This window comes from Streptomyces sp. NPDC046759 (assembly GCF_040645475.1).
Taxonomy (GTDB): domain Bacteria; phylum Actinomycetota; class Actinomycetes; order Streptomycetales; family Streptomycetaceae; genus Streptomyces.
In genome coordinates, this window is sequence record NZ_JBEYYJ010000016.1 from 181,359 (window position 1) to 195,216 (window position 13,858).

The window sequence follows — 13,858 nt, forward strand, 5'->3', positions numbered from 1 at the left end:
CGGCGGACGATCCGGGAGGACGCCGCAGGGCGCCCCTCCCCCGTGGAGAGGGGCGCCCTGCGTGTCGGCGGCGTCAACGGGCGTCAGCTCTTGCTGAGTTCCCAGAACCGGAACACGGTGGACGCGTCGAGGCAGTACTCCAGACCGTAGACGCCGTCGCGGACGACCGCGTACTGCTTGGCCTGCCACACGGGCAGGACGGGCAGTTCCGCGGCGACGATGTTCTGGAGCCGGCCGAAGTCCTTGTCGGTGGCGGCCCGGTCGCTCTGCGCGGCGGTGCCGGGGATGAGACTGCCGGTGATGGTGCCGTTGCGGTAGTTGTTGTCCAGCACGTTGCCCTTGCCGAAGAAGGGGGCCGTGAAGTTGTCGGCGTCCGGATAGTCGGGGACCCAGCCCTTGACGTACACGCCGTATCTGCCGGTGGCGATGTCCTTCTCGTACTGGTCGAAGGCGACCGACTTGACGTCGGCGGCGAACAGGCCGCTCGCGTTGAGCTGGCCGGCGATGGCCTTCAGCTCCTGGTCGGTGGCGGGGCCGTAACGGGACGGCGTGGACCACAGGGTGAGCCCGACCTTGCCGGTGATGCCGTCGGCGCGCAGTGCGGCGGCGGCCTTGGCCCGGGAGGGGCGGGCGCCGTAGGTGTCGAAGAAGGCCGTGTCGTGGCCGACGATGCCCGCCGGGATGATCGAGTAGAGCGGGGTGGCGGTGCCCTGGTAGACGTTCGCGATGAGGGCGTCGCGGTCGATGAGGTAGGCCATGGCCTTGCGGACGGCGAGCTTTCCGGCGACCGGGTCCTTCATGTTGAAGACCAGGTGCTGGACCTCGGCGCTGGTGCCGTCGATGACGTCGACGCCCTTGCTGCCGCCCTGCTGGTCGAGGCCGGCGATGTCGGTGGCGGACAGGCCTCGGTAGGCGATGTCGACGTCGCCGTCGAGGAGGGCGTTCTTCAGGGCGGCGCGGTCGCCATGGAAGAACTTCAGGGTGACGCCGGAGTTCTTGACCTCGGCGGTGCCCTTGTAGTTGCCGTTGACGGAGAAGACCGCCTGGTCCTTGTCGAAGGAGTCCAGCTTGTAGGGGCCGGAGCCGACGGCCTTGTGGTCGGTGCGCAGGCCGTTGGCGTCGTACTGGCGGTGGTCGACGATGGAGCCGGCGCCGGAGGCGATCTTGCTGGGGAAGGTGGCGTCGGAGGACTTCAGGTGGAAGACGACCGTCTTGGCGTCCGGTGTGTCGATGCTGCCGAGCATCGGGAACATGACCGCGGGTCCCGCGGGATCGTCGATCTTCAGCGTGCGGTCGAAGGAGAACTTGACGTCCTTCGAGGTGAGCGGGTCGCCGTTGCTGAACTTCAGGCCGCCCTTGAGCGTGCACCGGTAGACGGTGGCGCGGGAGTCGGTGAAGGAGCACTCCTTCGCCAGTTCCGGCTGGGGTTCGGTCTGGCCCTTGGGGAAGCTGAGCAGCGACTGGAAGACGTTGTCGAACAACAGCCAGGAGCCGGGGTCGTAGCCGGATGCCGGGTCCGTGGCGAGGACGTCGTCGGACATCCCCATCACCACGGAGGAGCCGGTACCCCCGGAATCACCGCTCTCCGAGCCGCAGCCGGTCAACAAGCCGGAGGCCAGCCCCGCCACGACGGGCAGGACTGGCCACTGGTTGCGCATGTTCACTTGAGAGTGCCTTGTCGTCGGTTCGTCACCCCCGGGGCCGCCGTCCTGGCCCCGGGGTGTCCGGAGCAGCCGTCCCAGGCCCCGGACGAGAGAGCCGTCAGCCGCTCACACCGCGGCCGAGCTCCCACAGCTGGAGCGTCGAGGAGGAGTTGAGGGCGTAGGCGACGCCCGTGATGTCGTCGCGTGCGGCGACGTACTGCTTGCCCTGCCACAGCGGCAGGACCGGGACGTCGTCGGCGACGATGTCCTGGATCGCCGTCAGGCTCTTGCCGGCGTTGAGCCGGTCGGCCTCGCGGCGGGACTCCGGGATCAGGGTGCGCTGGATCTCGCTGTTGGAGTACGGCGAGCCGAGGAAGTTGTCCTTGTCGAGGAAGGGCGCGAGGAAGTTGTCGGCGTCGGGGAAGTCGGGGAACCAGCCCATGCCGTAGACGTCGTACTGGCCCTTCTGCTCGGCGGGCCGGAAGGTGTCCCAGGAGTGGCCCTGGATGGAGGCGTCGAACAGGCCGCTGGCGTTGAGCTGCTGCTGCAGGACCTGGAACTCCTTCTGGGTGGCGGAGCCGTAGTGGTCGGTGGTGTAGTGCAGGGTCAGCTTGACCGGGGTGGTGATGCCGGCCTTGGCCAGCAGCGCCTTGGCCTTGGCGACGCTGGGGTTGCCGTACTTGTTGAAGAACGAGTTGGAGTGGCCGGTGACGGTGGCCGGGACGAGCGAGTACAGCGGCTCGGCCTGGGTGCCGTAGACCTTGGAGACCAGGGCCGCGCGGTCGACGATCTGGGCCATCGCCTGGCGTACGGCCTTGGACTTCACCGTCGGGGCGTTGGTGTTGAAGGCCAGGTAGCGGATTTCCAGCCCCGGCATGTCGACCAGGTCGACCTTGTCGTCGCCGCCGGCGTCCAGCTTCTGGATCTGGGCGGGCGTCATGGTGCGGGTCATGACGTCGATGTCGCCCTTGGCGATGGCGGCGCCCATGGCGTCGGCGTCGGAGAACGAACGCAGTTCGACCTTGTCGTTGTTCACCTTCACGAAGCCCTTGTAGTTGGGGTTCTTGGTGAAGGTGGCCGCGGTGACCGCGTTGCCGTTGACGTCGGCCTGGAAGGTGTAGGGGCCGGACCCGTCGACCTGGAAGCCGTCGCGCAGCTTGTCCTTCTGGTAGTCCTTCGGGTTGATGATGCCCGCGACCGGAGTGGACAGCTTGTACGGGAACGTGGCGTCGGCGGTCTTGAGGTGGAAGATGACCTCGCGGTCGCCCTGCGTCTCGACGGTGTCGATGGTGTTCAGAAGGGAGGCGACACCGCTGCTGGACTTGATGCGCAGCGCGCGCTCGATGGAGTACTTGACGTCCTGGGCGGTCACCGGGTCGCCGCCGGCGAACTTCAGGCCGTCACGGAGCTTGCAGGCGTAGCGCTCGCTGCCGCTGTCGGTGAAGGAGCAGCTCTCGGCGGCGTCCGGGACGGGGTCGCCCTCGCCCTTGGGCTGCGCCATCAGGGTCTGCACGGTCTGGCGCAGGACGTTCCAGGTGCCGACGTCGTAGGCGTAGGCCGGGTCGAAGGGCGCCGGGGCGTCCTTCGTGGCGGTGAACCGGTCCGTGGTACCGACGACGATGGCATCGCCGCTCTTGCTCCCGCTGGTGGATCCGCCGCACGCGGCGAGAACCGGGGTGAGGAGGCCGGCCACCGCCGGCAGCACCAAAGTCTTGCGGTTCATGCGGGAGTTTCTCCAGAGCTGTTCGGGTCCGTGTATCCGGCATGCATGGGTGGTGCGGCGGACCACGGGGGTTGCGGCGATGTTCTCGCGATGAGATTAGTCCGCGCCCGCAGGAGGGTTCACAGCCGCGCGAGTTGACCCCCCATCACGCAGCGGAACCAGGTGTGGACGCACCGAAAACCCGACAGCGGCATGATTAGTGCAGCATCCCATCAATCGGGACACAAAGACGCGCGGTTCCGGGCCGAACGAGGCCGTCCAGCACACGCGGACCGGCTTGTCGAGGGATGCCGGGGTGGGGAACGTCACACCCGCAACTGTGTGGGGAGTCAGTGGAATTCGGTCGGACGTCCGGCTGCGAATTCCACTCCGGTGTACTTCCCCGGAAATTTGTCCAACCGGGCCAATGGACTTTTCACGCTGGGTGAACGGCTAGCGCATTTCCGTCATCAGGCCGCGTAGAAATGCCAGATCCACCTCTTCCAGCGAGGGCACCACGGTGCGCCCCGCGGCCGGGGTGATGGGGGCGACGGAGGGTACGGCGACCACGCGGCAGCCGGCGGCCTCGGCGGCGGCGACACCGGTCGCGGTGTCCTCGACCACGGCGCATCTGTCCGGGCGCGCACCGAGCCCCGCCGCGGCGAGCAGGTAGGGGTCGGGGAAGGGCTTGGTGCGCGAGACCTCGTCACCGGCGACGGACAGGGCGAAGTGGTGCGGGCCGAGCACACTGAGCACGCGGTCGATGATGCGCCGGTGGGAGGCGGAGACCAGGGCGGTGGGGACGCCGTGCTCGTGGAGTTCGGCGAGCAGCCGGGCGGCGCCCGGCATCAGCGGAAGGGCGCGGTCGATGCGGTCCTCGAAGCCCTCGTTGAGGAGCACGGTGAGGTCGGCGAGGGTGATGTCCGCACCGGTGGCCTCGATGAGGAATCCGGCGCTGCGGGTCATGGGGCCGCCGACCACGACGTGCCGCCAGGACTCGTCCAGGGCGTGGCCGAGGGCCGAGAAGACCTCGACCTCCACGTCCCACCAGAAACCCTCGGTGTCCACCAGGGTGCCGTCCATGTCGAGGAGCACCGCCTGCAGGGCGGAGCCGTCGGCCGTAAGGGTTCCGAGCGCGGGGACCGTGCTGGTCATCCGGGCGCACCTCCTTGGGGGACGAGCAGGCCGGTTCCCGGACAGGGAACCGGCCTGTGGTGGACCGACCAGTGTACGTCTCCGGCGAAGGAAACGCCTCGTTTATCACTCGCGCACAGGGGGTAACCCATCGGGGACCCCCGGCGCAGGCCGGAGGGCCGTCGGCGTGGCCCCTGCCGGCCGGCCCCGGGCGGTCTCACCGGGCGTTGAAGTACTTCGCCTCCGGGTGGTGGATCACGATGGCGTCCGTGGACTGCTCGGGGTGCAGCTGGAACTCCTCGGACAGGTGGACGCCGATCCGTTCGGGCCGGAGCAGGTCCGCGATCTTGGCGCGGTCCTCCAGGTCGGGGCAGGCGCCGTAGCCGAGGGAGAAGCGGGCGCCCCGGTACTTCAGCGCGAACATGTCCTCGATGTCGGCCGGGTCCTCACCGGCGAAGCCCAGTTCGGAGCGGACCCGTGCGTGCCAGTACTCGGCGAGCGCCTCGGCCAACTGGACGGACAGGCCGTGCAGTTCGAGGTAGTCGCGGTAGGAGTTGGCGTCGAAGAGCTTGGCGGTCTCCTCGCCGATGCGTGAGCCGATGGTGACCACCTGGAGGCCGACGACGTCGGTCTCGCCCGACTCCTCGGGCCGGAAGAAGTCGGCCAGGCACAGCCGGCGGCCGCGGCGCTGGCGCGGGAAGGTGAACCGGGTGCGCTCGTTGCCCTGCTCGTCCAGGATGATCAGGTCGTCGTCCTTGGACACGCACGGGAAGTAGCCGTAGACGACGGCCGCCTCCAGCAGGTTCTCCGTCTGGAGCCGGTCCAGCAGGCCGCGCAGCCGGGGGCGGCCCTCGGTCTCCACCAGTTCCTCGTAGGACGGCCCCTCGCCGGTGCGGGCCTGCTTCAGGCCCCACTGCCCCTTGAACAGCGCGCCCTCGTCGAGCCAGCTCGCGTACTCCTTGAGCTGGATGCCCTTGACGATCCGGGTGTCCCAGAACGGCGGGGCCGGCACGGGGTTGTCGGTGGCGACGTCGGAGCGGACGTGCCCTTCCTCCGGGCGCTCGGCGACCTCGACGGCCGTGGCCCGCACCCGGCGCTGCCGCAGTTCGGGCAGCTTGGCTCCGGGCACCCCGCGCTTGACGCCGATGAGGGCGTCCATCAGGCGCAGGCCCTCGAAGGCGTCGCGGGCGTAGCGGACCTCGCCCTCGTAGATCTCGTGCAGGTCCTGCTCGACGTAGGCGCGGGTCAGGGCCGCTCCGCCGAGGATGACCGGGAAGCGGACGGCGAGGCCGCGCTGGTTCAGCTCCTCCAGGTTCTCCTTCATGATCACCGTGGACTTCACCAGCAGCCCGGACATGCCGATGACGTCGGCCCGGTGCTCCTCGGCGGCCTCCAGGATCGCGGAGACGGGCTGCTTGATGCCCAGGTTGACCACGTTGTAGCCGTTGTTGGACAGGATGATGTCGACCAGGTTCTTGCCGATGTCGTGCACGTCGCCGCGCACGGTGGCGAGGACGATGGTGCCCTTGCCCTCGGAGTCCGACTTCTCCATGTGCGGCTCGAGGTGGGCGACGGCCGCCTTCATGACCTCGGCGGACTGCAGGACGAACGGCAGTTGCATCTGGCCGGAGCCGAACAGGTCGCCGACGACCTTCATGCCGTCCAGCAGCGTCTCGTTGACGATGTCGAGCGCCGGGCGGTCCCGCAGGGCCTCGTCCAGGTCGACCTCCAGGCCGTTGCGCTCGCCGTCGATGATCCGCCGCTTGAGGCGCTCCTCCAGCGGCAGCGCGGCCAGCTCCTCGGCCTTGCCCGCCTTCAGCGACTTGGCGGTGGCGCCCTCGAAGAGGGCCATGAGCTTCTGCAGGGGGTCGTAGCCCTCGCCGCGGCGGTCGTAGATGAGGTCGAGGGCGGTCTGCACCTCCTCCTCGGAGAAGCGGGCGATCGGCAGGATCTTGGACGCGTGCACGATCGCCGAGTCCAGGCCCGCCTTGACGCACTCGTCGAGGAAGACGGAGTTCAGCAGGATGCGGGCGGCCGGGTTCAGGCCGAAGGAGATGTTCGACAGACCGAGCGTGGTCTGGACGGCCGGGTGGCGCCGCTTCAGCTCGCGGATCGCCTCGATGGTGGCGAGGCCGTCCTTGCGGGACTCCTCCTGGCCGGTGCAGATGGTGAAGGTCAGGGTGTCGATGAGGATGTCCTCCTCACGGATGCCCCAGTTCCCGGTCAGGTCGTCGATCAGCCGTTCGGCGATCTCGACCTTCTTCTCCGGGGTGCGGGCCTGGCCCTCCTCGTCGATGGTGAGCGCGATCAGGGCGGCGCCGTGCTCCCGCGCCAGCCGGGTGACCTTGGCGAACCGGGAGTCGGGGCCGTCGCCGTCCTCGTAGTTCACGGAGTTGATCACCGCGCGGCCGCCCAGCTTCTCCAGGCCCGCCTGGATGACGTCGACCTCGGTGGAGTCCAGCACGATCGGCAGGGTGGAGGCGGTGGCGAACCGGCCGGCCAGCTGCTCCATGTCGGCGACGCCGTCCCTGCCGACGTAGTCCACGCACAGGTCCAGCATGTGCGCGCCTTCGCGGATCTGCTCCCGGGCCATCTCCACGCAGTCGTCCCAGCGGCTCTGGAGCATGGCCTCGCGGAACTTCTTGGAGCCGTTGGCGTTGGTGCGCTCGCCGATGGCCAGGTAGGAGGTGTCCTGGCGGAAGGGGACCGTCTGGTAGAGGGAGGCGGCGCCGGGCTCGGGGCGCGGGTCGCGCGCGGGCGGGGTGAGGCCCCGGACGCGCTCGACGACCTGGCGCAGGTGCTCGGGGGTCGTGCCGCAGCAGCCGCCCACGAGGGAGAGGCCGTACTCGCGGACGAAGGTCTCCTGGGCGTCGGCCAGCTCGGGCGCGGTCAGCGGGTAGTGGGCGCCGTCCTTCCCGAGGACGGGCAGGCCCGCGTTGGGCATGCAGGACAGCGGGACGCGGGCGGTGCGGGCGAGGTAGCGCAGGTGCTCGCTCATCTCGGCCGGGCCGGTGGCGCAGTTCAGGCCGATCATGTCGATGCCGAGCGGTTCCAGTGCCGTGAGGGCCGCTCCGATCTCGGAGCCGAGCAGCATGGTGCCGGTGGTCTCGACCGTCACCGACACGATCACCGGCAGGTCCAGGCCGAGGGCGTCGAGTGCGCGGCGGGCGCCGAGCACGGCGGCCTTGGTCTGCAGCAGGTCCTGGGTGGTCTCCACCAGCAGCGCGTCGGCGCCGCCGGTGACCAGGCCCTCGGCGTTGCGCTGGTAGGCGTCGCGCAGGGTGGTGTACGGGGCGTGGCCGAGGGTGGGCAGCTTGGTGCCGGGGCCCATGGAGCCGAGCACCCAGCGGGGGCGGCCGTCCTGGGCGCCGAACGCGTCGGCGACCTCGCGGGCCACGCGGGCGCCGGCCTCGGACAGCTCGTACACGCGCTCGGAGATGTCGTACTCGCCGAGCGCCGAGTGGTTGGCCCCGAAGGTGTTGGTCTCGACGCAGTCGACGCCCACGGCGAAGTACGCCTCGTGGACGGAGCGGACGATGTCGGGGCGGGTGAGGTTGAGGATCTCGTTGCAGCCCTCGAGCTGCTGGAAGTCCTCGAGGGTGGGTTCCTGGGCCTGGAGCATGGTGCCCATGGCTCCGTCGGCGACCACCACGCGGGTGGCGAGGGCCTCTCGGAGCGCGGACGCACGGGTCCGGCTGTCGGCGGAAGGGGACGGTGGCAACGAGGCCATGAAGGGGCTCCCTAAATGCGACGGCTGTCGGCTATGCGGCTTCCCCGGCTGAGCCGGGAAAGGGCACGGCGCCAGCCTAACCGGCGGTGGGCTTGGATGGGCAGGTCCGTCCACGACGCGGACGGACAGGGCGGTCCAGGAACCGGACGCGGGTGGCGCGCGCGCCACACCCAGGTCACGTGTGATGTAACAAGTGCCGTCCGACCATTGGCGGTAGGTCGGCAACGACCGGTAGTGTTCGGCATTGTCGAACGGTGTCGTCGGGCGCCGAGGCAGTGTCCAAGAGGACGGAGGCAGGACGGCGATGGCACGGAACATCCAGTCGCTCGAACGGGCGGCCGCGATGCTGCGGTTGCTGGCAGGCGGCGAGCGGCGGCTCGGCCTGTCGGACATCGCCTCGTCCCTGGGCCTCGCCAAGGGCACCGCCCACGGCATTCTGCGCACCCTCCAGCAGGAGGGCTTCGTGGAGCAGGACGACGCCTCCGGGCGCTACCAGCTGGGCGCCGAGCTGCTCCGTCTGGGCACCACTTATCTGGACGTGCACGAGCTGCGGGCCCGGGCCCTGGTGTGGACCGACGACCTGGCCCGTTCCAGCGGGGAGAGCGTCTATCTGGGAGTCCTGCACCAGCAGGGCGTGCTGATCGTGCACCACGTCTTCCGCCCCGACGACAGCCGGCAGGTGCTGGAGATCGGCGCCATGCAGCCGCTGCACTGCACCGCACTGGGCAAGGTCCTCTCCGCGTACGACCCGGTCGCGCACAGCGAGGCACTGGAGACCGAGCGGAAGGCCTTCACCGACCGCACGGTGTGCGACGCCGAGGACTTCGAGCACCTTCTCGACCTCACGCGCGCGCGTGGGTACGCGGCCGACGTGGAGGAGACCTGGGAGGGCGTGGCGTCCGTCGCCGCACCCATCCACGACCGGCGCCGCATGCCCGTGGGCGCGGTCGGCATCACCGGCGCCGTGGAACGCATGTGCCGGGACGGGGAACTGCGTCCCGAGCTGATCGCGGCGGTGCGCGACTGCGCCCGCGCGGTGTCCAGGGACCTGGGCGCGGGACGGTTCTGAGGGCTGCGCCCCTTGTGCGGGTCGACCGGGACGCCGAGCGGCGTTCCGGTTCTCGCCCTACCCTGAAATGGACATATCGGGCTCATACCTACGTCAGCGTGCGAAGAGTGACAACCGGAAGCGATCAATAACGATCCTGTTTTCGATAACAGAACCCTTGACGCATGCGTAACGCCGAAGCAAGACTCCCGTCCATCGGTCGGCATTGTCGAACACCTACCGGCAATACGCGCTAGAGTGTGACAACGCCAAGGGCCGGCATCGCTCTCACCCCCGAGGGCGCCAGAACCCCGGCGGGACCGGGGTTCGGCTAACCCTGGACGAAGGACAAAGGAGTCGCGGGTGTCCAGCTCCGACATCTTCATCGGCGAGACCATCGGTACCGCCATACTCATCCTGCTCGGCGGCGGCGTCTGCGCGGCCGTCACGCTGAAGGCCTCCAAGGCCCGTAACGCCGGTTGGCTCGCCATCGCCTTCGGGTGGGGCTTCGCCGTCATGACGGCCGTCTACATCTCCGGACCGCTCTCCGGTGCACACCTCAACCCGGCTGTCACCGTCGCCCTGGCCATCAAGAACAACGACTGGAGCAACGTTCCGACCTATTTCGCCGGACAGCTGCTCGGCGCGATGATCGGCGCGACGCTGGTGTGGGTCGCCTACTACGGCCAGTTCCACGCCCACCTGACCGACAAGGAGATCGTCGGCGGTCCGGGCGCGCAGGCCACCACGGCCAAGGCGGTCGAGGCCCAGGAGAAGGGCGCCGGCCCGGTCCTCGGCATCTTCTCCACCGGTCCGGAGATCCGGAACGCGGTACAGAACCTCGCCACGGAAATCATCGGCACCGTCGTGCTGATCCTCGCGGTCCTCACTCAGGGCCTGAACGACAAGGGCAACGGCCTCGGCATCCTCGGCGGTCTGATCACCGCGTTCGTGGTGGTGTCGATCGGCCTCTCGCTCGGCGGCCCGACGGGCTACGCGATCAACCCGGCCCGTGACCTGGGCCCGCGCATCGTGCACGCCCTGCTCCCGCTGCCCAACAAGGGTGGTTCCGACTGGGCTTACGCCTGGGTCCCGGTGGTCGGCCCGCTGATCGGCGGCGCGATCGCTGCAGGCATCTACAACGTCGCCTTCGCTTAGACAGCACCTCGAAGCACGCGCCGTACGTACAGCCCCATCACACGGATCTTTCAGGAGCACACAGTGACCGACGCCCACACCGCAGGCCCGTTCATCGCCGCGATCGACCAGGGCACGACCTCCAGCCGCTGCATCGTCTTCGACCGGGACGGCCGCATCGTGTCCGTCGACCAGAAGGAGCACGAGCAGATCTTCCCGAAGCCGGGCTGGGTCGAGCACGACGCCAACGAGATCTGGACCAACGTCCAGGAAGTCGTCGCCGGGGCCGTCGCCAAGGCCGGCATCACCCGTGACGACATCAAGGCCATCGGCATCACCAACCAGCGCGAGACCACCGTGCTGTGGGACAAGAACACCGGTGAGCCCGTCCACAACGCCATCGTCTGGCAGGACACCCGCACCGACGCCCTGTGCCGGGAGCTGGGCCGCAACGTCGGCCAGGACCGCTTCCGCCGCGAGACCGGCCTGCCGCTGGCCTCGTACTTCTCCGGCCCCAAGGCCCGCTGGCTGCTCGACAACGTCGACGGTCTGCGCGAGCGCGCCGAGGCCGGCGACATCCTCTTCGGCACCATGGACACCTGGGTCATCTGGAACCTGACCGGCGGTGTCGACGGCGGCAAGCACGTCACCGACGTGACCAACGCCTCCCGCACCATGCTGATGAACCTGCACACCATGGAGTGGGACGGGAAGATCGCCGAGTCCATCGGCGTGCCGCTCGCGATCCTGCCGGAGATCCGCTCCTCCGCCGAGGTCTACGGCGAGGTCACCGGCGGCAAGCTCGGCGACGTGATCGGCGGCATCCCGGTCGCCTCCGCGCTCGGCGACCAGCAGGCGGCCCTGTTCGGCCAGACCTGCTTCTCCGAGGGCGAGGTCAAGTCCACCTACGGCACCGGCACCTTCATGGTGATGAACACCGGTGACAAGATCATCAACTCCTACGCCGGTCTGCTGACCACGGTCGGTTACAAGATCGGCGACCAGCCGACGGTCTACGCCCTCGAGGGCTCGATCGCCGTCACCGGCTCGCTGGTGCAGTGGATGCGCGACCAGATGGGCCTCGTCTCCACCGCCGCCGAGATCGAGACGCTCGCGCTCTCGGTCGAGGACAACGGCGGCGCCTACTTCGTACCGGCCTTCTCCGGTCTGTTCGCCCCGCACTGGCGCTCCGACGCCCGCGGTGTGATCGCCGGTCTGACCCGGTACGTCACCAAGGCGCACCTCGCGCGCGCCGTCCTGGAGGCGACCGCCTGGCAGACCCGGGAGATCGCCGACGCCATGGTCAAGGACTCCGGCGACGAGCTGGTGGCCCTGAAGGTGGACGGCGGCATGACCTCCAACAACCTGCTGATGCAGACCCTCGCCGACGTTCTGGACGCACCGGTGGTGCGCCCGATGGTCGCCGAGACCACCTGCCTCGGCGCCGCCTACGCCGCCGGTCTCGCCGTCGGCTTCTGGTCCAGCACCGACGAACTGCGCGCCAACTGGCGCCGGGCCGCCGAATGGACCCCCCAGATGGACGCGGACACCCGCGACCGTGAGTACAAGAACTGGCTCAAGGCCGTCGACCGGACCATGGGCTGGATCGAGGACGAGAGCTGAGCGGCCCACATCAGCTCAGACATCTCTGACGAGGAGTAAGTACCCGACATGACCAGTCAGTCCACCCTGCAGTCCGTGCCTGCCCTGGGGACGCACCCGGCCTCCGGCTCCAACCCGAGTCGGGCCGAGACCAGGGAGCAGCTCTCCAAGGCGTCGTACGACCTTCTGGTGATCGGCGGCGGCATCCTGGGCATCTCCACCGCCTGGCACGCCGCGCAGTCCGGCCTGAGGGTGGCTCTGGTCGACGCCGGCGACTTCGCCGGCGCCACCTCCTCCGCCTCCTCCAAGCTGCTCCACGGCGGTCTGCGCTACCTGCAGACCGGCGCGGTGAAGCTGGTGGCGGAGAACCACTTCGAGCGCCGTGCGGTCTCCCGCCAGGTGGCCCCCCACCTGGCGAACCCGCTCACCTTCTACCTCCCCGTGTACAAGGGCGGGCCGCACGGCGCGGCGAAGCTCGGCGCGGGCGTCTTCGCCTACTCCGCGCTCTCCGCGTTCGGCGACGGCGTCGGCCACCTGCTCTCCCCCGCCAAGGCTGCGCAGGACGTGCCCGAGCTGCGCACCGAGAACCTCAAGGCCGTGGCCGTGTACGGCGACGACCAGATGAACGACGCGCGCATGGCGCTGATGACGGTCCGCGCGGCCGTCGACGCGGGCGCGGTCGTCCTCAACCACGCCGAGGTCGCGGGCCTGCGCTTCACCAACGGCCGGGTCACCGGTGCGGAGCTCAGGGACCGGGTCTCCGGCGAGGAGTTCGGCGTCGACGCCCGCCTGGTGCTCAACGCCACCGGCCCGTGGGTCGACCACCTGCGCAGGATGGAGGACCCGAACGCGGCGCCGTCCATCCGGCTGTCCAAGGGCGCGCATCTGGTCCTGAAGCGGACCTCCCCGTGGAAGGCCGCCCTGGCCACCCCCATCGACAAGTACCGCATCACCTTCGCCCTCCCCTGGGAGGACATGCTGCTGCTCGGCACCACCGACGAGGAGTACGAGGGCGACCCGGCGGACGTGTCCGTCAACGACAAGGACATAGCCCAGATCCTGGACGAGGCCGCGTTCTCCGTCCGGGACCAGCAGCTGCGGCGCGAGCTCATCACCTACGCCTTCGCGGGCCTGCGCGTGCTGCCGGGCGGCCCCGGCGACACCGCCAAGGCCAAGCGCGAGACGGTGGTGACCGAGGGCAGGGGCGGGATGCTGTCCGTCGCGGGCGGCAAGTGGACCACCTTCCGGCACATCGGCCGTACGGTCATGCAGAAGCTGGAGTCGCTGCCGGGCCGGCCGCTGGGCGACGACTTCGAGCCGATCGCCTCCCTGCCGAAGAAGCTGCCGCTGCCCGGTGTCGCCAACCCGCGCGCCGTCGCCCACCGCCTGCTGGTGGACCACCCGGCGCCGGGTCCGCGGATGGCCGCCGACACCGCCAAGCACCTGGCCACCCACTACGGCTCCCTGGCCTTCGACATCGCCCGCCTGGCGAACGAGAACCCGGAGCTGGCCGAGCGCGTCCACCCGGACGCCCCGGAGATCTGGGCGCAGGTCGTCTGGGCCCGTGACCACGAGTGGGCCGAGACGCCTGACGACGTCCTGCGCCGCCGCACCACGCTGACGATCCGGGGCCTGGCCACGGACGACGTCCGCGCGAAGGTGCAGGACCTGCTCGACAAAAAGTAGGCCTCGGCGGCGGCCGGTCCGCTCCCCCCGACCGGGACCGGCCGCCACCGCAGCACCGGACCCCGCCGCACCGGGTCCGGGCATGGGGGGGGGGGGGGCCCCCCCCCCTGGGGGCGCCCCCCCCCCCAACCCCCGGGCAGACCGCGCCCCGCCGGTGGGCGGGGGCCCCGCACCAG

8 protein-coding genes are annotated in these 13,858 nt (G+C 69.7%); 4 read left to right on the forward strand and 4 right to left on the reverse strand.

What is annotated here, in order from left to right; all coding sequences use genetic code 11:
- Positions 1-83: 83 nt before the first annotated feature.
- From ABZ919_RS22630 to metH, 4 genes are all read right to left on the reverse strand, one after another.
- The gene (locus ABZ919_RS22630; protein WP_361250578.1) at positions 84-1,664 is read right to left on the reverse strand and encodes an ABC transporter substrate-binding protein; all 1,581 of its coding nucleotides are present in this window, start codon (positions 1,662-1,664) and stop codon (positions 84-86) included.
- Between the two features lie 97 nt (positions 1,665-1,761).
- Positions 1,762-3,366, reverse strand: a complete 1,605-nt coding sequence (locus ABZ919_RS22635; protein WP_361250581.1) for an ABC transporter substrate-binding protein — start codon at positions 3,364-3,366, stop codon at positions 1,762-1,764.
- A gap of 432 nt (positions 3,367-3,798) precedes the next feature.
- Positions 3,799-4,500, reverse strand: a complete 702-nt coding sequence (locus tag ABZ919_RS22640; RefSeq protein ID WP_361250584.1) for an HAD family phosphatase — start codon at positions 4,498-4,500, stop codon at positions 3,799-3,801.
- Between the two features lie 196 nt (positions 4,501-4,696).
- Positions 4,697-8,209: a methionine synthase gene (gene metH, locus ABZ919_RS22645; RefSeq protein ID WP_361250587.1), complete on the reverse strand. Its 3,513-nt coding sequence runs from the start codon at positions 8,207-8,209 to the stop codon at positions 4,697-4,699.
- A 304-nt stretch (positions 8,210-8,513) separates the two neighbouring features.
- On the opposite strand from metH, the gene ABZ919_RS22650 reads away from it, so the two are divergent.
- From ABZ919_RS22650 to ABZ919_RS22665, 4 genes are all read left to right on the forward strand, one after another.
- The gene (locus ABZ919_RS22650) at positions 8,514-9,278 is read left to right on the forward strand and encodes an IclR family transcriptional regulator (protein ID WP_361250590.1); all 765 of its coding nucleotides are present in this window, start codon (positions 8,514-8,516) and stop codon (positions 9,276-9,278) included.
- Positions 9,279-9,620: 342 nt separating this feature from the next.
- Entirely contained in the window at positions 9,621-10,415 is a 795-nt protein-coding gene (locus ABZ919_RS22655) for an MIP/aquaporin family protein (RefSeq protein ID WP_361250593.1), read from the forward strand.
- A 63-nt stretch (positions 10,416-10,478) separates the two neighbouring features.
- Complete coding sequence (glpK, locus tag ABZ919_RS22660) at positions 10,479-12,017, forward strand: glycerol kinase GlpK (RefSeq protein WP_361250596.1); 1,539 nt, start codon at positions 10,479-10,481, stop codon at positions 12,015-12,017.
- 48 nt (positions 12,018-12,065) lie between these two features.
- Positions 12,066-13,682 (forward strand): glycerol-3-phosphate dehydrogenase/oxidase, encoded by a 1,617-nt coding sequence (locus tag ABZ919_RS22665; protein WP_361250599.1) that lies wholly within the window; start codon positions 12,066-12,068, stop codon positions 13,680-13,682.
- Positions 13,683-13,858 lie beyond the last annotated feature (176 nt).

Bases quoted from the DNA above. Each gene is read 5' to 3' on its own strand.
- ABZ919_RS22635 (WP_361250581.1), bottom strand. From the start codon at position 3,366: ATGAACCGCAAGACTTTGGTGCTGCCGGCGGTGGCCGGCCTCCTCACC.
- ABZ919_RS22640 (WP_361250584.1), bottom strand. From the start codon at position 4,500: ATGACCAGCACGGTCCCCGCGCTCGGAACCCTTACGGCCGACGGCTCC.
- metH (WP_361250587.1), bottom strand. From the start codon at position 8,209: ATGGCCTCGTTGCCACCGTCCCCTTCCGCCGACAGCCGGACCCGTGCG.
- ABZ919_RS22650 (WP_361250590.1), top strand. From the start codon at position 8,514: ATGGCACGGAACATCCAGTCGCTCGAACGGGCGGCCGCGATGCTGCGG.
- ABZ919_RS22665 (WP_361250599.1), top strand. From the start codon at position 12,066: ATGACCAGTCAGTCCACCCTGCAGTCCGTGCCTGCCCTGGGGACGCAC.